The sequence below is a fragment of the Pseudaminobacter soli (ex Li et al. 2025) genome (assembly GCF_003012705.1).
Classification (GTDB): domain Bacteria; phylum Pseudomonadota; class Alphaproteobacteria; order Rhizobiales; family Rhizobiaceae; genus Pseudaminobacter; species Pseudaminobacter soli.
Window position 1 is genome coordinate 398,129 of record NZ_PXYL01000003.1, and the last position, 22,472, is coordinate 420,600.

Sequence of the window (22,472 nt, forward strand, 5' to 3'; positions counted from 1 at the left end):
TGCTGTTAACGGGGAAGTAACTTTCCGTATTTTGAAAGCGCTTTGGGAATGCGAGGCCAGCGGTGAACCTCAAACAGCTCGCGCTCATGCTCGACCTGTCACAGACCACGGTCAGCCGGGCGCTCAATGGGTATCCGGAAGTCAGCGAGGAAACGCGCCGGCGCGTCGCGGACGCCGCCAAGCGGCATGGCTACAGGCCCAATCCGAGCGCGCGGCGGCTGGCAACGGGCAAGGCCGGGATGATCGGCTATGTCATGCCCGCCGGCGGCAGCGTCGACATCGATCCGCATTTCGTCGAGTTCCTGTCGGGTCTCGGCGACTATGCGCGGGCGCACGAACTCGATCTCGTGCTGTCTCCGGCCGAGGCGGGCGACGAGGAGACGACCTATCGGCGGGTGGTCGCCAACAAGCAGGTCGACGCCCTCTATATTTCCGCCCCGCGTCATGCCGACGGGCGCATCGTGCTCGCCCAGCAACTGGGCATCCCCTACATCGTCCACGGCCGCAGCGAAGGGCTCGACTTCGAGTATCCGTTCCTCGACATCGACAACGAGGCCGCCTTCCATTCGGCAACGCGGCTGCTGCTGCAACTCGGCCACAAACGCATCGCGCTGATAAACGGTGATGAAACGCAGACCTTTGCCATCTTCCGCGAGCGTGGCGTGCAGCGTGCGCTCGCCGCGCGCGAGCTAGCCCTACCGCCGTCGCTGGTGCGCTCGGTGGCGATGACCGAGGAGAACGGCTACCGCGCGACCCGCAGCCTTTTGGAGCAAGGCGAGGCGCCGACGGCAATCGTCTGCTCGAGCCTTATCATGGCGCTTGGCGTCGTGCGGGCTGTGCGCGATCTCGGCCTGACCATCCCCCGCGATCTGTCGCTGGTCGCCCATGACGACGTCTTCCCGTGGCTGAAGCCGGAGAGTTTCCCCGTGCCGCTGTCCACCACGCGCTCTTCGATCCGCGCGGCGGGCCAACGGATAGCCGAGCGGCTGGCCGCGCGCATTTCAGGGCTCGAAACGGGAGCGCGCGGCGAGATATGGCCGGTCGATCTCGTGGTGCGCGGCTCGATCGGCGGAGCGCGGGCCTGAGGACGAGAAAGTCCGCGCGGATTTGACTATCGACAATCGCCACGCAGGGCATTAGGGCGGTCGGAACAAAACAGTCTCGACCCTGAAAGGCCCGGACATGACCGCAAAAACCCTGATCGCCCCCTCGGTTCTGTCGGCCGATTTCTCCCGCCTCGGCGACGAGGTCGAGGCGGTCGCCGCCGCCGGCGCCGACTGGATCCATCTTGACGTGATGGACGGCCATTTCGTTCCCAACATCACCTTCGGCCCGCAGGTCATCAAGGCGATCCGCAACCGCACCGACAAGGTGTTCGACTGCCATCTGATGATCGCGCCCGCCGATCCCTATCTGGCGGCCTTTGCCGACGCCGGTTGCGACATTATCACGGTGCACGCCGAGGCCGGCCCGCATCTCGACCGCTCGCTGCAGGCGATCAGGAACCTCGGCAAGAAGGCGGGTGTCTCGCTCAACCCGTCGACGCCGGAAAACGTCATCGAATATGTGCTCGACCGGCTCGACCTGGTGCTCTTGATGACGGTCAACCCCGGCTTCGGCGGCCAGGCCTTCATTCCGGCGGTGGTGGAGAAGGTGAAGCGCGTCAAGGCGCTGATCGGCAACCGGCCGATCGACATCGAGATCGATGGCGGCGTGACGCCCGAGACCGCGCCGCTGGTCACGGCCGCCGGCGCCAATGTGCTGGTGGCGGGCTCGGCCGTGTTCAAGGGCGGTAGCGCGGACGCCTATGCCAAGAACATCGCCGCCATCCGGGCAGCCGGCGACGGCGCGCTCTGACACTTTTGGCGAGGGTTACCCCTCGCCATCAGTTTCTAGAGCGAGATGAACTTTTCGTTGAATCGCAATCTCGCTCTAAGCTTTTGTTTTTGGGGCATGATCTTGTCCGAAAAGTCTGCAACTTTTCGGGATCATGCTCTAGTTCGAAAACACTTTTGTTCCCTCGATCCAGACGCCTTGTACCGAGAGGTCGTCGGAGAGGTGGACGATGTTTGCCGCAGAACCCGTCATCAGGCGGCCCAGCCGGCCGTCCTGCCCGACAGCCTCGGCCGGATAGAGCGAGGCCATCTTGAGCGCATCTTCGAGCATGAGCCCGATCGTCTTGTGCATGAAGCGCACGGCCGAGATCATGTCGAGATCGGCGCCGGCCAGCGTGCCGTCCTCCAGCCTCAGGCTGCCGTTTTCGCGCTTGATGAGGCGGCCGTTCAGGGTGAACGACTTCATGTCGGTGCCGATGGTCGCCATGGCGTCGGTGACTAGGAAGATCTTGCCGTCGCCCTTCTTGGCCTTCATCGCGATCTGCATCGCTGCCGGATGGACGTGGATGCCATCGGCGATCAGCCCTGCGTAAAAGCTTTGCCCGTCTATCGCAGCCCCGACCACGCCCGGCTCGCGATTGCCGATCTGGCTCATCGCGTTGAAGAGATGGGTCACCATCGTGGCGCCGGCCTCGGCGAAGGCCTGCGCGGTCACATAGCCGCTGTCGGTGTGGCCAAGGCTGACCACCACATCCGCCTGCGCAAGGCGTGCGACGCGGCCCGGCTCGACGGATTCGGGCGCGATGGTCGTCAGAAGCACGGGCAACTTTTCGCGGGCTGCGACAAGTGCTGCCTCGTCGGCGTCGGTCATCGGGCGGATTAGCTTCGGATCGTGAGCGCCCTTGCGTGCGAGCGAAAGATGCGGGCCCTCGAGATGCAGGCCGAGGAAGCCCGGCACTTTCTCCCGCGCTGCTTCGGCGCCGGCGGCCACCGCCTCCGCCGTCAGTTCCGGCGTGTCGGTGATCAGCGTCGGCAAAAGTGCGGTGGTGCCGAATGGCGCATGGGCTTCGCAGATGGTGCGGATCGCCGCGACCGAAGGCGCGTCGTTGAGCATCACGCCGCCGCCGCCATTGACCTGAAGGTCGACGAAGCCCGGCGCGATCATGCCGCCGTCGAGCTCCACCACCTCCAGCCCTGCCGGCACCTCGCTGCCCGCTTCGATGCGCTCGACCACACCTTGGCGAACGATCAGGGCCGAGCGGTTGTGCCAGGCCTGGCCGTCGAAAATGCGCGCGCCGACGATGGCGAAATTCTCGGTCATATCGTCTCGGTCACCTTGTTGAGGAAGGGCGGCACGTCGGGGTTGAGGCCGCGATGCCGCGCGAAGGCCTCGACGAAACCGTAGAAGGAAACGATCAGCGCCAGCGGATCGGTCAGCGGATGGCCGGTCGGCGCAAAGGGCAGGCGCACGGCCTTGCCGGCCTTGTCCGAGGTCATGAACACCGAGGCGCCCTTGTCGGCCAGCTGGTCGCCGACCTGGGCGACGGACGCTTCCGAGGCGTCGCGCGCGGCCAGCGCCAGCACCGGGAAGCCGGGGCGGACCAGCGCCATCGGCCCGTGGATCACTTCGGCGGCGCTGTAGGATTCCGCATGCATGGAGCAGGTCTCCTTGAACTTCAGCGCCGCCTCGTTGGCGATTGCGAAGGAAGGCCCGCGCCCCAGGATGAACAAGGAGTTGGCGCCGTCGAGCGCGCCGGCAAGCTCCATCCAGTCGCAGTCCACCGCCTTGCGGAAATGCCCCGGCAGTTCGGCCAGCGCTGCAAGAAGCGCCTGATCGTCGGTGCAGTGCGCCATCAGCGCCACCGCAGCCACTGCCGAGTTCACGAAGGTCTTGGTCGCCGCCACGCTCTTCTCGACGCCGGCAAGGATGTCGATCGTGTGCTCGCAGGCCTTGGCAAGCGGCGAGCCGGGCGTGTTGGTGAGCGCAATGGTCAGCGAGCCGGCCTTGCGGGCGGCCCCTGCCATGGAAACGATGTCCGGGCTTTTGCCGGATTGCGAGATCGCCACGCAGGCCGAGCCGTTCAGCTTCAGCGGTGCGCGATAGATCGAGGCGACCGAGGGGCCGACGGAGGCAACCGCCAACCCGGCGGTCAGCTCGACCGCATATTTCAGGAACGAGGCCGCATGGTCGGAGGAACCGCGCGCGACGGTGACGACAAAGCGCGGATCGCGCTTGGCGATATCGTGGCCCGCCTCGGTGAGCGCAGCCTTGGAACCGTCGAGAAGCCGCGCCACCGCATCGGGGATTTCCTCGATTTCGCGGCGCATATGGGTCATTTCAGTCAAGTAGTGCCTCCGGATTCTTCGCCTGGACCCGCCAGCCTGAGTTCGGCGACAAAGTCATAGGCGTCGCCGCGATAGATGGAACGGGTGAATTCTATCACCTTGCCGCTGGCAAGATAGGAAATACGCTCGATGTGCAGGCAGGCCGAGCCTTCCGGCACCTCGAGCAGCCGCGCATCCGCGCCGACCAGATTGACCGCCGAGATGCGCTGCACGGCACGCGCCGGGCGGCTGCCGGTTTTATCGAGGGTGCTGTAGAGCGACGAGCCCACGGCCTCGGGATCGGGAAGCGCGGCAAGCGAAAGCGAGGCCCGCTCGATCGCCATCGGCGTTTCATTGGCGATGCGCAGCCGGCTCACGCGCGCTACCAGTTCCTTTGCCGACAGGCCGAGGATCATGATCTCGTCGGGCGAGGGCGGATAGATGCCCTTGTCCAGCCAGACGGAACTGGCCGACATGCCGCGCCGGGCCATGTCGTCGGTAAACGAAGTGAGCCGGGACAGCGATTGCTCGACGCGTTCCATGCGCGGCGCCACGAAGGTGCCGGAGCCGTGGCGCTGCACCAGTATGCCGCTTTTGACGAGATCCTGCACCGCCTTGCGCACGGTCACCCGCGAAATGTCGGCCTTGATCGCGATGTCGCGTTCCGAGGGCAGCGCATCGCCTGGCCCGATAACGCCGCGCTGAACCGCATCCTCGATGTTCTTCTTGAGCTGCAGGTAGAGCGGTGCGCCGCCCTCCGACGCCTTGACGAGCGAGAAGATGCTTTCGGCCGCCTCAGACATGCGCCGGCACTCCCGCAGTGCCGAACAGCTTGGCCGCCATGGCGACCGCACCGCCCAGCGCGTCCTGTTCCGGCGCGTGCAGCATCGGCTGGTATCTTGCCGACAGATGCGGGCCAATCAGGGCAGCCAGGCCGCCCAGCAGGCAGAGCCACTGATCTGGCGAGAGCTTTAGCGCATCCAGCGCTTCCTCGATGTCCGCCACCGCCCGGGCCAACACCTTGGCAGCCACCGCGTCGCCCTGTGCGACATACTCGAACACCATCGGCGCAAAAGTGCCGAAATCGGCCGGCTTTGAGGCGGCCGCGAATTTGACGATCTCGCGCGGGTCGCCTTCGAAGTGCTCCAGAACGGCCTGCGTCAGGGCCGAGGCGGGGTGGATGTCGTCATGGGCGAGCAGGGTTTCCTGCAGCAGGTCGCGGCCGATGCGCGCGCCGCCGCCGAGATCGCCGACCATGAAGCCCCAGCCGCCGATGGTCTGCATGGCCTTGCCCTTGCGCGACATGAAAATCGAGCCGGTGCCGATGATGGCGATGGCGCCGTCATGGTCGCCGAGTGCGCCGTTAAGCGCAATCAGCGCATCGCTTTCGACGAGGCTGCGACGGAAGGGCAAGATGTCGAGAAGCTGCTGCTTGTAGCCGCCGACATTGGTGCCGGCTAGGCCCAGCACCGCGTCTGTCTCAGGGATGAGGGCCGGGTCGCGGCCGGCGTCGACGAAGGCCAGTCGCGCTGCGTCGACGATGTTGTGACGCGCACCCTGAAGGTCGGTCATGATGTTGGCCGGACCGCTCTTGCCGCGGCCGAGGACGACGCCGGACGCAGTCGCCAATGCGGCCCTGCAGCTCGTGCCGCCGCCATCTATCCCAAGCACCAGATCCACGACTGAAATCTCCTCGCGAGCAATGATACCAATAAAATACCAATAGCCAAGGGGTTAATTTTCCCAAGGTGAGTTCCGGGCGAAGATCTGTTGAATACCAAGCATTTTAACGAGTTTTGGAGATGTGTTGCGACAAATTCGTTAACGCGGGTGGACAAGTGGTATTTTTTTGGTATCGTCACAAGCAAAGGGGGGATTTCAATGGCCGAAGCTGCGCGCTCACATCTCTACTTACGGGAAGCGCAGTCCTGCTCGGTCATGTTTCATCCTTTTGCAGTGATCGAAAAGCAGCCGTCCGCATGCGGGCGGCTGGAGCCGAATTGTCCGACGCCGCGGGGGAGCTTCCGGCGCGCGGCTTCGGAAATCCGAGGGGAGCAGCGGGCGGAAGCCTGAACTCTCAGCACAATCGAGCCTGAACGGTTCAACAGGGAGAAACGACATGAAGACCCAGGCACTGACTGCGCTTCTGATGGCATCCAGCATCCTCGGCTCGGCGGGCATGGCCCTTGCCGACACCACGCTGACCATCGAAAGCTGGCGCAACGACGACCTCTCCATCTGGCAGGAAAAGCTGATCCCGGCCTTCGAGGCCAAGAATCCCGGCATCAAGGTCGTGTTCTCGCCTTCCGCGCCGACCGAGTACAACGCAGCGCTGAACGCCAAGCTCGATGCGGGCTCCGCCGGCGACCTCATCACCTGCCGTCCGTTCGATGCCTCGCTGGAGCTCTACAACAAGGGTCATCTGGCCGACCTGACCAGCCTGGCCGGCATGGAGAACTTCTCCGACGTCGCCAAGTCCGCCTGGACCACCGACGACGGCAAGGCCAGCTTCTGCGTGCCGATGGCTTCGGTGATCCACGGCTTCATCTACAACAAGGAAGCCTTCGACAAGCTCGGCATCACGCCGCCGGCCACCGAAGCCGAGTTCTTTGCCGCTCTCGACAAGATCAAGGCCGACGGCACCTACGTCCCGATGGCCATGGGCACCAAGGACCTCTGGGAAGCCGCAACCATGGGCTACCAGAACATCGGCCCGACCTACTGGCACGGCGAGGAAGGCCGCCTGGCTCTCATCAAGGGCGAGCAGAAGCTGACCGACGCGCAGTGGGTCGAGCCCTTCGCCACGCTCGCCAAGTGGAAGGATTACCTCGGCGACGGTTTCGAGGCGCAGAGCTATCCGGACAGCCAGAACCTGTTCACGCTCGGCCGCGCTGCCATCTATCCGGCCGGTTCGTGGGAAATCTCGGTGTTCAACACCCAGGCCCAGTTCAAGATGGGCGCCTTCCCGCCGCCGGTTAAGAACGCCGGCGACACCTGCTACATCTCCGACCACAACGACATCGGCATCGGCCTCAACGCCAAGAGCAAGAACGCCGATGCGGCCAAGACCTTCCTGTCCTGGGTCGCCTCGCCGGAATTCGCCACCATCTACGCCAACGCCCTGCCGGGCTTCTTCAGCCTGAACTCGGCTGCGGTGAAGATGGAAGATCCGCTGGCGCAGGAGTTCGTCTCCTGGCGCGAGAAGTGCAAGCCGACCATCCGCTCGACCTACCAGATCCTGTCGCGCGGCACGCCGAACCTGGAGAACGAGACCTGGGTCGAGTCGGCCAATGTGATCAACGGCACCTCGACGCCCGAAGCTGCGGCCAAGAAGCTGCAGGAAGGCCTCGAGAGCTGGTACAAGCCGGCAAAGTAAACGCATAGCATGCATATGCCGGGCCGCCATCGGCGGCCCGGTTCCTTTATCCGGGGACAAGACAGCGCATGGCGGAAGAAACTGAACGCAAACGGCGACGCTGGCACATCGCCGTTTTCCTTGCGCCGGCCATCCTCGTCTATACGGCGATCATGATCCTGCCGCTGTTCGGCACGCTGCAGCTTTCGCTGTTCACAGCTGACGGCCAGTCGCGCGTCTTTGCCGGACTTGCCAATTTCCGCCAGCTCTTCCTCGATCCGCGCTGGTCGGCCAGCTTCTGGAATGCGCTGGGCAACAATGTCTGGTTCTTCATCATCCACATGCTGGTGCAGAACCCGATCGGCATTCTACTTGCCGCATTGCTTTCTAGCCCCAAGCTGCGCTTTTCGCCCTTCTACCGCACCGCGATCTTCATCCCGACCATCCTGTCCTTCGTCATCGTCGGCTTCACCTGGAAGCTGATCCTGTCGCCGCTCTGGGGCGTGGCGCCCAATCTGCTCGACCTCATCGGGCTGAAGAGCCTGTTCGTGCCGTGGCTGGGCAAGGAGCAATATGCGCTGACCACGCTCGGCCTGATCTCGGTGTGGCAGTTCATCGGCATTCCGATGATGCTGATCTATGCAGCACTGCTGTCGATCCCCGACGAGGTGATCGAGGCCGCCGAATGCGACGGCATCACCGGCATGGCGCAATTCTGGAAGATCAAGCTGCCGCTGATCCTGCCCTCCATCGGCATCATTTCGGTGCTGACCTTCGTGGGTAATTTCAACGCCTTCGACCTGATCTATTCGGCGCAAGGCGCGCTTGCGGGGCCGAACTATTCGACCGACATTCTCGGCACCTTCCTCTACCGCACTTTCTTCGGCTTCCAGCTGCAGACGGGCGATCCCTATATGGGCTCGACCATCGCCTCGATGATGTTCTTCATCATCCTCGCCGGCGTGTGCCTCTATCTCTTCGCCATCCAGACGCGCCTGCGTCGCTACCAGTTCTGAGGCGCGCGATGGCCAAGGCGACAAATTCACTCCCGCGCACCATTGCGGCCCACGCGATCCTGCTTCTTTACACGGTCATCGCGCTGGCCCCGGTGGTGGTGATCGTCATCAACTCGTTCAAGTCGCGCAACGCGATCTTCCGCACCCCGCTGGCACCGCCCACCGCCGAGACGTTCGACCTGATCGGCTACCAGACCGTGCTCGGGCAGGGCGACTTCCTGCTCTATTTCCAGAACAGTTTTATCGTCACCGTTGGCTCGCTGTTTTTGGTGCTGCTGTTCGGCGCCATGGCGGCCTTCGCGCTGGCCGAATACCGCTTCAAGGGCAACACGCTGATGGGGCTCTATCTGGCGCTGGGCATCATGATCCCGATCCGCCTCGGCACGGTCGCGATCCTGCAGCTGATGGTGGCGAGCGGCCTGGTCAATACGCTGACGGCGCTGATCCTGGTCTATACGGCGCAAGGCCTGCCGCTCTGCATCTTCATCCTGTCGGAATTCATGAAGCAGGTTTCCGACGACCTGAAGGATGCCGGCCGCATCGACGGGCTTTCCGAATACCGCATCTTCTTCCGCCTCGTGCTGCCGCTGGTACGGCCGGCCATGGCGACGGTGGCGGTGTTCACCATGATCCCGATCTGGAACGACCTCTGGTTCCCGCTGATCCTGGCGCCATCCGAGTCGACCAAGACAATCACGCTCGGCGCGCAGCTCTTCATCGGCCAGTATGTCACCAACTGGAACGCCGTGCTGGCGGCCCTGTCGCTGGCCATCCTGCCCGTGCTCATCCTTTATGTGATCTTCTCGCGGCAATTGATCCGCGGCATTACTTCCGGAGCCGTCAAGTGAGTGGAAACAACGAAAAACCCCTGCGCGTTCTCGTCGCCGGCCTCGGCAATATGGGGCGCAGCCATGCGCTGGCCTATCACCGCAACCCGGGCTTCGAGATCGCCTCGCTGGTCAATCGCTCGCAGGTGGAACTGTCGCCGGAAATGTCCGGCTACGAAATCCGCCCGTCCTTCAAGGAGGCGCTGGCCGAGCTGAAGCCGGATGTCGCCTCGATCAACACCTATTCCGACAGCCACGCCGACTATGCGGTCGCAGCACTCGAGGCCGGCTGCCACGTCTTCGTGGAAAAGCCGCTGGCAACCACCGTTGCCGACGCCGAGCGCGTCGTTGCAGCCGCCAAGGCCAATGGCCGCAAGCTGGTCATAGGCTACATCCTGCGCCACCACCCGTCCTGGGTGCGCCTGATCGCGGAAGCGCGCGATCTTGGCGGGCCTTATGTGTTCCGCATGAACCTCAATCAGCAGTCGAGCGGTCACACCTGGGAGACGCACAAGCAACTGATGAAGACGACCTCGCCGATCGTCGACTGTGGCGTGCACTACCTCGACGTCATGTGCCAGATCACCGACGCCAAGCCGGTCGAGGTGCGCGGCATGGGCCTGCGCCTGTCAGACGAGGTCGCGCCCGACATGTACAATTACGGCCACCTTCAGGTGCTGTTCGAGGATGGCTCGGTCGGCTGGTATGAGGCCGGCTGGGGCCCGATGATGTCGGAAACCGCCTTCTTCGTGAAGGACGTGATCTCGCCCAATGGCTGTGTCTCCATCGTCATGGACGAGAGGGCAAAGTCGGACGACGTCGACGCCCACACCAAGACTAATATGATCCGCCTGCATCGCGCTGCAACCGGACCGGACGGCCGCTTTGCGGCTCCGGACGAAAACCTCTCCATGACCGGCGAGCCGGGCCATCAGGAGCTGTGCGAGCTGGAGCAGGCCTTCTTGCTCAAGGCCATCCGCGAGGACATCGACCTCACCCGCCACATGAGCGACGCTGTAAAATCGCTGGCCGTGTGCCTCGCCGCGGACGAAAGCGTGCGCACCGGCAAGGCGGTGCGGCTGTGATGCGCGAAAGAGCGGTCTTTTCTATCGGGAGTAGCGCATGGGCTCGCTGAAAATCGAGAACGTCAAAAAGTCCTTCGGCAATGTCGAGGTGCTGAAAGGTATCGACCTCGAGGTCGAGGACGGCGAATTCGTCGTCTTCGTTGGCCCCTCGGGCTGCGGCAAGTCCACGCTGCTGCGCGTCATTGCGGGGCTGGAGGACGCGACCTCGGGCAATGTGCTGATCGACGGCCGCAAGGTCGATGCCGTGCCGCCGGCCGATCGCGGCATTGCCATGGTGTTCCAGACTTACGCGCTCTACCCGCACCTCACTGTGCGCAACAATATGAGCCTGGGTCTCAAGCAGGCGAAGACGCCGTCGGACGAGATCGCGCGGCGCGTGACGACAGCCTCCACCATGCTGTCGCTCGATCCCTATCTGGAGCGCCGGCCGGCCGAACTGTCGGGCGGCCAGCGCCAGCGCGTCGCCATCGGTCGCGCGGTGGTGCGCGAGCCAAAGCTCTTCCTGTTCGACGAGCCGCTTTCCAACCTCGACGCCGCGCTGCGCGTCAACACGCGGCTGGAGATCGCGCAACTGCATCGGCGCCTGTCGGCCACGATGATTTATGTCACGCACGACCAGGTCGAGGCGATGACGCTGGCCGACAAGATCGTGGTGCTGAATGGCGGCCGCATCGAGCAGATCGGCAGGCCGATGGAGCTCTACAATTCACCGGCTAATGAGTTCGTTGCCGGCTTCATCGGCTCGCCCAAGATGAATTTCATCGAGGGCGCGCGGCTGAATGAAAGCAAGGCTAAGACGGTCGGCGTACGGCCCGAGCATCTGACCGTGGATGCCAAATCCGGCACCTGGAAAGGGACGGTGGTGCACGCGGAACATCTCGGCGCCGACACCAATCTCTATCTCGACACAGAACAGGCAGGCTTGCTGACCGCCCGCATCTTCGGCGTCTACGACGCCGAGCCGGGCGCGACGCTTTATGCCACGCCGCATCCGGAAAAGACCTATCGCTTTGGAGCGGACGGCCGGACGATCTAAAACGCACCCCCAAGGCGTCCCGAAGATCGATCTTCGGAAGGCTGCCGCGTGTCAGCCCAAAAAGCGCCTCAGCGTTTCGCGGGCGCCGATCTGCCACAGCGTATTGAGGTGGCCCGCAAAGGCTGCGGCAAAAAGCGAGCTGCGGCCGACCTCGCCATAGATGTCTTCCATGGCAAGCCAGGCGGACGGGTCGTCCTTGGCGGCGTGAGCGGTGGCCTGCAAGCGGTCCCAATTCGGGTCGTTGGGCTCGATCACGGCGCCGGAATCGGTGGTGCCATGGCAATAGCGGCACCAGAGTGCGGATTCGAGCGCAAGGCCCGCGATGCCCTTGCCCGCCTTCAGGCGGTCGGCAATCGTCGGGATGATGAATTTGGGCTGGCGATTGGAGCCGTCGAGGCAGAGCCGGCGCACCGTGTCGCCGATCTTCGGATTGGAAAAGCGCTGCTGGATCAGTGTGAAATAGTCTTCGATCGCCACGCCGGGCACGGGCGGCACGGTGGGGATGATTTCGTCATGTTCCAGCTTCTTCAGGAACGCCGCGATCAGCGGCTCCTGCATCGCCTCATGGACGAAATGGATGTTCATCAGCCCTGCCGGATAGGCGATCACCGCGTGGCCGCCATTGAGGATGCGGATCTTCATCTGCTCGAAGGGTGAGACATCGTTGACGAAGGTCACGCCGACTTTTTCGAGCGCTGGCCGTCCAGCGGGAAAACGATCCTCCAGCACCCACTGCCGGAACGGCTCGCAGAACACAGGCCAGGCGTCCTCGATGCCGAATTCTTCGGTGAGGAATTTTTTCTCGCGCTCGGTGGTGGCGGGGGTGATGCGGTCGACCATGCCGTTCGGAAACGCCACGTTGTGCTGCACCCACTCGGCCAGCTCGGGATCGAACAGTCTTGCCAACCCGATGACGGCATCTGCGGTGACGCGGCCATTGTGGGGGATGTTGTCGCAGGACATGACCGTAAACGGCGGCGTGCCGACCGCCCGCCGGCGGGCGAGCCCGGCGAGCACCAGACCGAAGACCGTCTTCGGCGCTGACGGGTTCTTCGCGTCCGCGACGATCTCGGGGCTCTCCGGATTAAACTTTCCGGATGCCGGATCGATGAAATAGCCGCCCTCGGTGATGGTCATCGAGACTATGCGGATTTTTGGTTCGGCGAGCCGCGCAACGATCGCCTCGACATCGCCGGGCACGAGATAGTCGATCATCGCCGATGTCACGCGCGCCGCCACATGGCCGCTGTCCTGCTCGACCACCGTGGTCAGCCAGTCCTGCGCCTTCAGCTTTTCGCGGGCGGCGGCATCTGCCGGCAGTACGCCCGCGCCGACGATGGCCCAATCGTGGTCGAGCCCAGCATCGAACAGGTCGTCCAGATAGACCGCCTGATGCGCGCGATGGAAATTGCCGACGCCGAAATGCACGATGCCGGGTTTCAGGTCGGCCTGGCGATAGTTGGGGCGCGCAACCCTCTCGGGCAGCTTGTCGAGATTGGCGAGGGACAGTTTGACACTCATGGGAACTCATTCCTTGCGGATGCGTGGGCCGGCGGGCGCTTGCGCGGCCGGCATGGTGGACCGCAGCCCTCAGCTCATCCAGTTGCCGCCGTCGACATTGTAGGTCTGGGCGACGATGTAATCGGCCTCGGGCGTAGCGAGTAAAATCGCCATGCCGGTCAGGTCCTCGGCCCGGCCCATGCGGCCAAACGGCACTTCCTGGCCGACCAGCCGTTTCTTCTCGCCGATCGGCCGATTCTCGTATTTCGCGAACAGCGCATCGACGCCGTCCCAGTGCTCGCCGTCCACCACGCCGGGCGCGATGGCGTTCACATTGATGCCGTGCTTGATGAGGTTCAGTCCCGCCGACTGGGTAAGGCTGATGACGGCGGCCTTTGTGGCGCAATAGATGGCCACCAGCGGTTCGCCGCGCCGGCCGGCCTGGCTTGCCATGTTGATGATCTTGCCGCCCTTGCCGCGCTTGATCATCGAGCGCGCTGCCGCCTGCAGCGTGAACAGAGTGCCCGCGACATTGATGGAAAAGAGCTTGTCGTAGCTTTCGCGGGTGATCTCGATGATGGGGGCGAGGTCGAACAGCGCGGCATTGTTGATGAGTATGTCGATGCCGCCGCTCTTCTCCTCGACCGCGCTGATGGCGGCGTCGATGGAGGCCTGATCGGTCACGTCGAGCGGAACCGCATAAGCCGCCGGCCCGATCTCGGCGGCGGTCTTCTTCGCCGCCTCGAAATTGATGTCGCCAATGGCGACCGTCGCGCCCTCGCGAACATAGGCCTCGGCAAACGCCCGGCCGATGCCGCGTGCGGCGCCGGTGATGAGGGCCGATTTGCCCTTTAGTCTCTCAGTCAAAGTGCTCTCCCGTCGGCACCGAAACGGTGCAGCTTGGTTTGATCGGGGGTGAGGTAGACGGTCTCGCCATGGTCAAGGCCGACCTCGCCGTCGGCACGCACCGTCACGGGGCCAATGCCGTCGGCTTGGACATGCAGGAACGTGTCGGAGCCCAAATGCTCGGCAACGCCCACCGTTCCCTTCCAGTCGCCGGCCGTCTTCGAAACGACTATGTGCTCCGGGCGCACGCCGATGGTCTTTGCCGCCTTGGCGTCGGCTGCTGCCCCCTCGATCAGGTTCATTCGCGGCGAGCCGATGAAGCCGGCCACGAACAGGTTGGCGGGCTTGCGGTAGAGTTCGAGCGGAGAGCCGATCTGCTCGACATTGCCGCCGTTCAGCACCACGATCTTGTCGGCCAGCGTCATCGCCTCGACCTGGTCGTGGGTCACATAGATCATCGTCGTCTTCAGCTGATGATGCAGCTCGCTGATCTCCAGCCGCATCGTGCCGCGCAGGGCCGCGTCGAGATTGGAAAGCGGCTCGTCGAACAGGAAGGCGGTGGGCTGGCGCACGATGGCGCGACCAATGGCGACGCGCTGGCGCTGGCCGCCGGAAAGCTGGCCGGGCCGACGCTCGAGATAGGCGGCGAGGTTCAGCACGCGAGCGGCTTCCCGCACCTTCTTGTCGATCGTCTCCTTGCCTTCGCCCGCCATCTTCAGCGGGAAGGCGATGTTGTTGTAGACGCTCATATGCGGATAGAGTGCATAGGACTGGAACACCATCGCAAGCCCGCGCTTGGCCGGCGCCACGCGCGTCACGTCGCGCCCGTCGATGGCGATGTTGCCGCCGCTCACGTCCTCCAGCCCGGCGATTAGACGCAGCAGCGTCGACTTGCCCGACCCCGACGGGCCAACGAAGACCACGAATTCCCCGTCCTCGATCTCCAGGTCCACCTTGGGGATGATGACCGTGGCGCCGAAGGACTTTGTCACGTTTTCGAGCTTGATGGTGCCCATGGTCTTACTCCCCCTATACATCGGTCGCGCCGCGCATCATTTCACCGCCCCGAAAGTAAGGCCGCGCACGAGCTGCTTCTGGCTGAACCAGCCCATGATCAGGATCGGCGCGATGGCGAGCGTGGAAGCGGCGGACAGTTTTGCCCAGAACAGCCCCTGCGGGCTCGAAAACGAGGCGATGAAGGCCGTAAGCGGCGCGGCATTGGCCGCCGAGAGCCGGATCGTCCAGAAGGACTCGTTCCAGGCCAGAATGATGTTCAAAAGCATGGTGGAGGCGATGCCCGGCACCGCCATCGGCGTCAGCACATAGACGATCTCCTTCAGCGTGGAGGCGCCGTCCATGCGCGCGGCTTCCAGGATCTCGCCCGGAATCTCGCGGAAATAGGTGTAGAGCATCCACACCACGATCGGCAGGTTCACCAGCGTAAGCACGATGGTGAGGCCGGTTCTGGTGTCGAGCAGGCCGGTGTCGCGGAAGATGAGATACATCGGCACCAGCACGCCGACGGCCGGCATCATCTTGGTGGAGAGCATCCACATCAGGATGTCCTTGGTGCGCCGCGCTGGCGAAAAAGCCATCGACCAGGCGGCCGGAACCGAGATCAGAAGCGCGATCAGCGTCGAGCCGAGCGAGATCACCACCGAGTTGAGGAACGGCCTGAAATAGTCGCGTTGCGCCTGCACCTCGATATAGTTTTCGAACGTGCCCGACGGAATGAGGCTGATGCCGGCAATCGCCTCCGGCTCGGTCTTGAAAGAGGTGATGATGGTGTAGAGGATCGGGAAGAAGATGATCAGGGCGACCAGCCAGGCCACCACGGTCGTCACGGTCTTCCTACGGGTCGAGATTGCGCGCGCCATGATCGCCTCCTACCGCTCCAGGTTTCTGCCGACGGCGCGCATCAGGAAGATGGCGACGATGTTTGCCAGCACCACGGCGATGACGCCACCCGCCGACGCCCCGCCGATGTCGTAGGACAAGAGCGCGGTGCGGTAGATGAGGAAGGCGAGGTTGGTCGTGGCATAGCCCGGCCCGCCATTGGTGGTGACGAGGATCTCCGCATAGACTGCGAGCAGGAAGATGGTCTGGATCAGGATCACCACCGTGATCGCGCGCGCCAGATGCGGCAGTGTCAAATAGCGGAAGCGGTTGAAGAAATTGGCGCCGTCCATCTCGGCCGCCTCCTTCTGCTCCTCGTCGAGGGATTGTAGCGCGGTGAGCAGGATGAGCGTCGCGAAGGGCAGCCACTGCCAGGAGACTATGATGACGATCGACAGCAGCGGATATTGCGCGAACCAGTCGACCGGCTGCAGCCCGAGCGATCTGGCGACATCGGCCAGCACGCCATAGCCGGGGTGCATGATCATGTTTTTCCAGATCAGCGCGGCGACCGGCGGCATGACGAAGAAGGGCGAGATGACCAGGATGCGCACGATGCCCTGGCCGAAGATCGGTTGGTCGAGCAGCAGCGCCAGCAGGATGCCGCCAATGACCGTGATCAGCAGAACGCCCACCACGATGGCCAGCGTGTTGGCGATCGATTCGAAGAAGGCGGGGTCGGTGTAGAAATAGCGATAGTTGTCGAAGCCGGCAAAGCTGCGCATGACCGGATTCAGGAGATTGTAGTTCTGGAACGAGTACCACAGCGTCATCGCCAGCGGCACGATCATCCAGATGAGAAGCAGGACGACCGAGGGCGCCAACATCAGGCGGGCCAGCGATCGGGTCTGTCGGGTTGCCATGGTTGTCTCCGTGCCGAACGCAGTCGGCCTGCGGAAAAGGCGGCCGCCCGAAGGGGATCAGGCGGCCGAGGCGGGAGGAATTACTTGATGTAGCCGGCGCGGGTCATCTCGCGCACCGAGACCTGCTGGGCCTGGGCGAGCGCGTCATCGACCGACATCTGGCCTGCGACCACCGCCGAGAACAGCTGGCCGACCGTGGTGCCGAGGCCCTGGAATTCAGGGATCGCCACGAACTGGCCGCCCGTATAGGGCACCGGCTTCACCGAAGGCTTGGTGATGTCGGCCGCATTCATCGCCTCGAGCGTCGGGGCGGCGAAGGGCGCGGCCTTCTCATAGTTCTCGTTCTTGTAGAGCGAGGTGCGGGTGCCGGGCGGAACGTTGGCCCAGCCCTCCTTCTCGGCCACCAGTTCGGTGTAGTGCTTGCTGGTCGCCCAGGCGATGAACTTCTGCGCCGCTTCCGCCTTCTGGCTGCCTGCCGGCACGCCGAGGTTCCACGACCACAGCCAGTTGCCGTGGTTGTTGATGCCTTCCTTGTTCGGGAAGATCGCGTAGCCGACCTTGTCGGCGACGGTCGAGTCCTTCGGATTGGAAACAAAGGAGGCCGCGACGGTGGCGTCGATCCACATGCCGCACTTGCCCTGCTGGAACAGCGTCAGGTTCTCGTTGAAGCCGTTGGACGAGGCGCCGGAGGGGCCGGCATCCTTCAACAGCTCGGCATAGGACTGCAGCGTGTTCTTCCATTCCGGCTGGTCGAACTGCGGTTGCCACTTCTCGTCGAACCAACGCCCGCCGAACGAATTGTCCATGGCGGTCAGGAAGGCCATGTTTTCGCCCCAGCCGGCCTTGCCGCGCAGGCAGATGCCGCTGATGCCGGCATTGCGGTCGGTGATCTTGCGTGCGGCTTCGCCGATGAACTCCCAGGTCGGCTTTTCCGGCATCTTCAGCCCGGCCTTCTCGAACAGGTCGGTGCGATACATGATCATGGCGGATTCGCCATAGAAGGGCGCCGCAAAGAGCTTGCCGTCCAGGGACAGGCCGCCGCGGATCGCCGGCAGCAGGTCGTCGACATCATAGTCGGCGCCGAGATTGTTGAGTTCCAGAAGCCAGCCCTGCTTGGCCCAGATCGGCACTTCGTAGTTGCCGATGGTCATCACGTCGTACTGGCCGCCCTTCGTGGCGATGTCGGTGGTCACGCGCTCGCGCAGCACGTTTTCCTCGAGCGTGACCCACTGCAGCTGGATGTCCGGATTTTTGGCGGTGAAATCGTCCGTCAGCTTCTGCATGCGGATCATGTCGCCATTGTTGACGGTGGCGATGGTCAGCGTTTCGGCATGCGCGGCGAAGGCGAGCGCGCTCGCCGAGCACAGCCCGATAAGGAGCGTGGTCAGTTTCATCAAATTCCTCCCAAAACCAAGATGAGCATTTGCCTTGGCTGTGAGCAATTATTCATTCAGTCAGAATTATGTCAAGCTGCAAACCATGTTGCAGCGCGGCGCGCGCCACAGCCGTCCCGGCATGGAAACGCTTGGCGCCGGCATTTCGTTGCGCAGCCGGCACTCCGACAAAAGGCGTAAGCGAGGGATTATGCGCCCTGCGGGCCGAGCGAGGCGGCGAAGGCCGCGAGCAGCCAGTCGCGGAAGGCGCGGATCTTGGGCACGTTGCGCCGTGCCTCGGGATAGACCAGCCAATAGGAATTGCCGTCATTGGCAACGAGATCGAATGGCTGGATCAGGCGCCCGTCTGCGAGCTCGCTCGGGAACAATGCGCCGGTGAGGATAGCCACGCCATGTCCGGCCATGGCGGCGTTGGCTTCATAGGCCTGGGCGCCCATGCTGCTGCGCGGTCGGGCGGCCAGCGCGTCGGTCGGCACGCCCGCAGCGGTGAACCACTCCCGCCACCAGGGATCGCCGGGGTCGAGGATCGGCAACCGCAGAAGATCGGCCGGCGCCTTCACCCCGCCGATGCTCGCGGCAAGCTTGGAGCTCAGCATCGGGCTGAATTCGGCCTTGAAAAGGAAATGCTTGGCAAGGCCGGGCCAGTCGCCGCTGCCGGACCGGATTGCGACATCGACATCCTCGCGGGCAAAGTCGATCAGGCGGCTCGACGTGTCGACCCGCACCGCAAGCGAAGGGTGCTGCACCTGGAACGCACCAAGGTTGCGCGCCAGCCAGCTGGAGGCGAAGGTCAGGATGGTGCTGACGCACAAGACGCCCTCGGCGCCCGAGCGGGCCTGGGCATAGGCCTCGCCGATCAGCGAAAAGGCCTCGGTAAAGGCCGGCGCCAAGCGCTGGCCTACTTCGGTAAGCGTGACCTGGCGCGGCTTGCGCAGAAACAGCGGCGCTCCGACGCGTTCTTCCAAAACCTTGATCTGGTAGCTGACGGCCGCCTGCGTCATGCCGAGCTCCTCTGCCGCCTTCGTGAAGCTGCCATGGCGGGCGGCCGCCTCGAAGGCGCGGACGGCGGGCAGGGGCGGCAAGGGCAGGGTCATGATGGATTAATAGGCCTTATGCATGCCAATCGACGTTCGATTGGAAAATAAAGCTTTTCGCCCGCAAATAGAAGGCCAATCCATAAATCGGGAGCGGTTCTCTCCGAGAGAGGCCGATTGAGTGCGATGGCTTATGCTTGGCTTGCGTCTACCTCCAGCCGTGACGGGCTTTCTCGTCGGCGCGCGTGGTTTGCATGGCTGCTTTCCCCGCGGCGGCCCTGTCTCGATGTCCGGACGCTGTCCCGCCATCTCCAGCGCGACATCGGCTATCTGGACGGAAACGATCCGGCGGGCCGACGCGAATGAGCATCTCCGGCCCCTGATTTTTCGCGTGCGCGCCTTCTGTCCGTGATTCCGAGCGCTATTTCAGGCCGCAACGCACAACCTCAGAGGCGGGGCTGTGCGTTGCGGCTGTTTGGGGCCCCGCAAGGGGATAGCGCGGCTGCTTCATCGATCAAACTTCAACCAGGGAGTTCGCCAGATGAGCATGTTCACGACCAAGGACGGCACGAATATCTATTACAACGACTGGGGCAGCGGACAGCCGGTGGTGTTCAGCCATGGCTGGCCACTTTCCGCAGACGCCTTTGAAGACCAGATGTTCTATCTCGCCCAGCACGGCTATCGCTGCATCGCGCATGACCGGCGCGGCCACGGCCGCTCCAGCCAGCCCTGGCAGGGCAACGACATGGATACCTATGCCGACGATCTCGCGGCCCTGGTCGAGGCGCTCGATCTCAAGGACGCCGTGCATGTCGGCCATTCCACCGGGGGCGGCGAGGTTGCTCGCTATATCGGCCGGCACGGCACCAAGCGCGTCGCCAAGGCGGTGCTGATCGGCGCGGTTCCGCCGGTGATGGTCAAGTCGGACAAGAACCCCGGCGGCACGCCGATCGAAGTCTTCAACCAGATCCGCGCCAATGTCCTGGCCGACCGGTCGCAATTCTGGAAGGACCTTTCCATGCCGTTCTACGGCTACAACCGGCCCGGCGCGAAAGTGTCGGAAGGCGTCCGCGAGTCCTTCTGGCTGCAGGGCATGATGGCGGGAATGCCGGCGAGCTATTTCTGCGTAAAAGCCTTCTCCGAAACCGACATGACGGAAGACCTCAAGAAGTTCGATGTGCCGACGCTGATCATGCACGGCGACGACGACCAGATCGTTCCCTTCGCTGACGCCGGGGCTCTGTCGGCCAAAATCGTCAAGGGAGCCGAATTGAAGGTCTATAAGGGCGCCCCGCATGGCATGTGCACCACGCTGAAGGACGAGATCAGCGCCGACTTGCTGGCCTTTATCCGCGGATAATTCGGACAATTTCTAACCGGCCGGGCAAACTCGGCCGGTTAGCGTTCGACCAAGGCGCGCAGTCGCGACAGCGCGTCGTCCCACTGCCGGGAAACGCTGTCGAGATAAGCCTTTGCCTCGGCAACGGCTTCCGGCTGGAACGCAAAGCGGCTTTCGCGGCCGGTTCGGCTGGACTTCACCAGGCCGGCATTTTCGAGCACATGCAGATGCTTTGTTACGGCCTGCCGGGTCAGTTGCGTGTCGGCCGAAAGGCTCGCGATCGAGCGGCTTTGCCCGTCGCTCAGCCTGGTCAGCAGGGAGAGGCGCGTCGGATCCCCGAGGGCCGCGAAGATCGGGGCGGGATCGGTCCCGCGGGATTCAAGCAGCGACATATTCCTCTATGTTCTTCATTTGCTCGGCCCAACCGCCGTCGTTCATGCGCAGCGCATCCGGCCGGCGATGCGGGGGCAGGGCGTCGAAGCCCGATTCGGTTACCGTCAGCCGCGTGCCGCTGCCGGTCGGCGCAAGCCTGAATTCGACCAGCGTCGGGGTCTCGCCGGAATAGTCGACGTCGGGATCGACGGCATAGGGATGCCAGGTGAAGGAGAAATAGTGCGGCTCGTCCATCCGCGTGACCATGGCTTCCCAGCGCACATGTTCGTAGCCTGGATAGGTAATGTGGCCGCGCGAAATCTCGCCCGGCACGAATGGGCCATCCAGCTTCACGCGGAACCATGTGCCGAACTCGTCGTGGTCGGTCAGCGCGGTCCAGACGCGCTCGATGGGTGCCTTGAGCTCAACGCTTTTCTCGATGCGATCGGTCATGATGCAACCTCCTGGTTGCCTTTTAACATGCCAATCTTGCAGCAGATATGCAACCAAAAAGTTGCCAATTCGCCAGAGCTGTGCGGACCCTGGCAGTGTTGGCGCTTAACGAGTTTCCAGCAAAGCCGCGGCCGTGCGCTCGTCGGTGATCAGTCCGTTCACCAGCCGGCGCGTGATCGCGGCCTGTATGCCGGGCAGCTTGCGCTCGCCCATGGCCAGCGCAATCACCAGCGATTTTTCACGCGAGGGGATCGGTGCCGAGGCCACGCGCTCATTGGTGATGCCATCGATCATCCGGCCGTCGCGATCAAAGGCCCAGCCGACGATTTCGCCCACCGCGCCCGCCTTCTGTAGCGCCTTGAGTTCGGACTCGGTGATAAAACCGTCCTCGTAGAGCGGGGCCTTGGTCCCAAGGTCACCGATGCCGACGAAGGTCACATCGGCGTGTGCCGCCAGCGCCAGCGTCTGCTGGATCATCGGCTGGCCGAGCAGCATTTCGCGCTCTTCGGGCGAGGAGGCGATGACCGGCAGCGGCATGGGGAAGCTGCGCGCCTTGATCCTGTCGGCCACGGTGAAGATGACGTTGTAGAAGGCGGCGGAGCCGTCCGGCGAGATATTGCCGGTCAGCGATACGACCTTGTGCTGCGGGCATTCCATGGGCGGCAGCTGCTCGATCGCCGCCTTCAGCGTACGGCCGGTGCCGATGGCCATGACGATGGGCTCGGTCGAGCGCAGCCGCCGCTCGATTTCAGCCGCCGCCGCTTCCGCGATGCCGATTGTAGTGGAGGTCGAATCGGGATCGCTTGGTACGACTTCGACGAGATCGAGCGCAAAGCGCGATTGCAACCGCTCCGCAAGATCGAGGCAGTTGGCGATCGGATGATCGACCCGGACCCTTATCAGCCCCTCGGAAACCGCGAGCGACACCAGCCGCTGCGCTGTTTGGCGCGATACGCCGAGCTTGCCGGCGATCTGGTCCTGGGTGTTGCCGGCGACATAATAGAGCCAGCCGGCGCGCGCCGCATCGTCGAGCCGTCCGCTGCCGTGTTCCTGCCGGGTATTCATCTTCGTCCGTTCTGCAAAGGCTGTTCGGACGGCAGTGTCGCAGGCTTTTTTGCCATGCGCAATTGCTATCGCAGCTGGCAATTGTTCACAGATCGGAACGAGCAAACGCGTTTCGTTGCGGGGGCTCAAGGCTGGAACAACTGGACGAGGTTGCCGCAGGTGTCGTCCAGAATCGCCACCGGGGATAAACTTCGTCCCTCGGCCAATTCCGTCGACATTTCGCCGCTA

Annotated in this window: 22 protein-coding genes; 8 read left to right on the forward strand and 14 right to left on the reverse strand. The window is 63.6% G+C overall.

Going from position 1 to position 22,472, the window contains the following annotated elements; translation table 11 throughout:
- Window positions 1–62: 62 nt before the first annotated feature.
- Both C7I85_RS08090 and rpe read left to right on the forward strand, forming a co-directional pair.
- Window positions 63–1,085, forward strand: a complete 1,023-nt coding sequence (locus tag C7I85_RS08090; protein WP_106723445.1) for a substrate-binding domain-containing protein — start codon at window positions 63–65, stop codon at window positions 1,083–1,085.
- A gap of 97 nt (window positions 1,086–1,182) precedes the next feature.
- Complete coding sequence (gene rpe, locus C7I85_RS08095) at window positions 1,183–1,857, forward strand: ribulose-phosphate 3-epimerase (protein WP_106723446.1); 675 nt, start codon at window positions 1,183–1,185, stop codon at window positions 1,855–1,857.
- Window positions 1,858–1,995: 138 nt separating this feature from the next.
- Here the strand turns inward: rpe and nagA are convergent, their stop codons facing one another.
- Genes nagA through C7I85_RS08115 form a run of 4 tightly spaced genes read right to left on the reverse strand, consistent with a single transcriptional unit; the run spans window position 1,996 to window position 5,840 of the window.
- Window positions 1,996–3,156, reverse strand: coding sequence for an N-acetylglucosamine-6-phosphate deacetylase (nagA, locus tag C7I85_RS08100; protein WP_106723447.1), 1,161 nt, complete (start codon window positions 3,154–3,156; stop codon window positions 1,996–1,998).
- Window positions 3,153–4,163, reverse strand: coding sequence for an SIS domain-containing protein (locus C7I85_RS08105; RefSeq protein ID WP_106723448.1), 1,011 nt, complete (start codon window positions 4,161–4,163; stop codon window positions 3,153–3,155). The genes nagA and C7I85_RS08105 overlap by 4 nt, the downstream gene beginning before the upstream one ends.
- Window positions 4,164–4,177: 14 nt before the next feature.
- Window positions 4,178–4,963 (reverse strand): GntR family transcriptional regulator, encoded by a 786-nt coding sequence (locus tag C7I85_RS08110; RefSeq protein ID WP_106723449.1) that lies wholly within the window; start codon window positions 4,961–4,963, stop codon window positions 4,178–4,180.
- Window positions 4,956–5,840 (reverse strand): N-acetylglucosamine kinase, encoded by an 885-nt coding sequence (locus C7I85_RS08115; protein ID WP_106723450.1) that lies wholly within the window; start codon window positions 5,838–5,840, stop codon window positions 4,956–4,958. The genes C7I85_RS08110 and C7I85_RS08115 overlap by 8 nt, the downstream gene beginning before the upstream one ends.
- Before the next feature lie 439 nt (window positions 5,841–6,279).
- On the opposite strand from C7I85_RS08115, the gene C7I85_RS08120 reads away from it, so the two are divergent.
- The 5 genes from C7I85_RS08120 to C7I85_RS08140 all read left to right on the forward strand — a co-directional run bounded on the left by C7I85_RS08120 (window position 6,280) and on the right by C7I85_RS08140 (window position 11,479).
- Entirely contained in the window at window positions 6,280–7,536 is a 1,257-nt protein-coding gene (locus C7I85_RS08120) for an ABC transporter substrate-binding protein (RefSeq protein ID WP_106723451.1), read from the forward strand.
- A 68-nt stretch (window positions 7,537–7,604) separates the two neighbouring features.
- Window positions 7,605–8,531, forward strand: coding sequence for a carbohydrate ABC transporter permease (locus tag C7I85_RS08125; RefSeq protein ID WP_106723452.1), 927 nt, complete (start codon window positions 7,605–7,607; stop codon window positions 8,529–8,531).
- 8 nt (window positions 8,532–8,539) lie between these two features.
- The gene (locus C7I85_RS08130; protein WP_106723453.1) at window positions 8,540–9,379 is read left to right on the forward strand and encodes a carbohydrate ABC transporter permease; all 840 of its coding nucleotides are present in this window, start codon (window positions 8,540–8,542) and stop codon (window positions 9,377–9,379) included.
- Window positions 9,376–10,443 (forward strand): Gfo/Idh/MocA family protein, encoded by a 1,068-nt coding sequence (locus tag C7I85_RS08135; protein WP_106723454.1) that lies wholly within the window; start codon window positions 9,376–9,378, stop codon window positions 10,441–10,443. The genes C7I85_RS08130 and C7I85_RS08135 overlap by 4 nt, the downstream gene beginning before the upstream one ends.
- A gap of 37 nt (window positions 10,444–10,480) precedes the next feature.
- On the forward strand, window positions 10,481–11,479 hold the full coding sequence (locus tag C7I85_RS08140; RefSeq protein WP_106723455.1) for an ABC transporter ATP-binding protein: 999 nt from the start codon (window positions 10,481–10,483) through the stop codon (window positions 11,477–11,479).
- 51 nt (window positions 11,480–11,530) lie between these two features.
- On the opposite strand, the gene C7I85_RS08145 is transcribed toward C7I85_RS08140, so the two are convergent.
- From C7I85_RS08145 to C7I85_RS08175, 7 genes are all read right to left on the reverse strand, one after another.
- Entirely contained in the window at window positions 11,531–13,000 is a 1,470-nt protein-coding gene (locus tag C7I85_RS08145; RefSeq protein WP_106723456.1) for a mannitol dehydrogenase family protein, read from the reverse strand.
- Window positions 13,001–13,069: 69 nt separating this feature from the next.
- Complete coding sequence (locus C7I85_RS08150) at window positions 13,070–13,846, reverse strand: L-iditol 2-dehydrogenase (protein ID WP_106723457.1); 777 nt, start codon at window positions 13,844–13,846, stop codon at window positions 13,070–13,072.
- Window positions 13,843–14,841, reverse strand: a complete 999-nt coding sequence (locus C7I85_RS08155) for an ABC transporter ATP-binding protein (protein ID WP_106723458.1) — start codon at window positions 14,839–14,841, stop codon at window positions 13,843–13,845. The genes C7I85_RS08150 and C7I85_RS08155 overlap by 4 nt, the downstream gene beginning before the upstream one ends.
- Window positions 14,842–14,877: 36 nt before the next feature.
- Entirely contained in the window at window positions 14,878–15,702 is an 825-nt protein-coding gene (locus C7I85_RS08160) for a carbohydrate ABC transporter permease (RefSeq protein ID WP_106723459.1), read from the reverse strand.
- Between the two features lie 9 nt (window positions 15,703–15,711).
- Window positions 15,712–16,584, reverse strand: a complete 873-nt coding sequence (locus tag C7I85_RS08165; protein WP_106723460.1) for a carbohydrate ABC transporter permease — start codon at window positions 16,582–16,584, stop codon at window positions 15,712–15,714.
- 80 nt (window positions 16,585–16,664) lie between these two features.
- The gene (locus C7I85_RS08170) at window positions 16,665–17,978 is read right to left on the reverse strand and encodes an ABC transporter substrate-binding protein (protein WP_106723461.1); all 1,314 of its coding nucleotides are present in this window, start codon (window positions 17,976–17,978) and stop codon (window positions 16,665–16,667) included.
- A gap of 188 nt (window positions 17,979–18,166) precedes the next feature.
- Window positions 18,167–19,072, reverse strand: coding sequence for a LysR substrate-binding domain-containing protein (locus C7I85_RS08175; RefSeq protein ID WP_106723462.1), 906 nt, complete (start codon window positions 19,070–19,072; stop codon window positions 18,167–18,169).
- 481 nt (window positions 19,073–19,553) lie between these two features.
- Between C7I85_RS08175 and C7I85_RS08185 the strand changes: the two genes are divergently transcribed.
- Window positions 19,554–20,375: an alpha/beta fold hydrolase gene (locus C7I85_RS08185; RefSeq protein WP_106723464.1), complete on the forward strand. Its 822-nt coding sequence runs from the start codon at window positions 19,554–19,556 to the stop codon at window positions 20,373–20,375.
- A 38-nt stretch (window positions 20,376–20,413) separates the two neighbouring features.
- Here C7I85_RS08185 and C7I85_RS08190 read toward each other — a convergent pair whose 3' ends face one another.
- The 3 genes from C7I85_RS08190 to C7I85_RS08200 form a co-directional block, all read right to left on the reverse strand.
- Window positions 20,414–20,746 carry an ArsR/SmtB family transcription factor gene (locus C7I85_RS08190; RefSeq protein WP_106723465.1) on the reverse strand — a complete coding sequence of 111 codons (333 nt, stop codon included), beginning with the start codon at window positions 20,744–20,746 and terminating at the stop codon, window positions 20,414–20,416.
- Window positions 20,733–21,179: an SRPBCC family protein gene (locus tag C7I85_RS08195; RefSeq protein WP_106723466.1), complete on the reverse strand. Its 447-nt coding sequence runs from the start codon at window positions 21,177–21,179 to the stop codon at window positions 20,733–20,735. The genes C7I85_RS08190 and C7I85_RS08195 overlap by 14 nt, the downstream gene beginning before the upstream one ends.
- A 105-nt stretch (window positions 21,180–21,284) precedes the next feature.
- Complete coding sequence (locus tag C7I85_RS08200) at window positions 21,285–22,244, reverse strand: sugar-binding transcriptional regulator (RefSeq protein ID WP_106723467.1); 960 nt, start codon at window positions 22,242–22,244, stop codon at window positions 21,285–21,287.
- Between the last annotated feature and the right edge of the window lie 228 nt (window positions 22,245–22,472).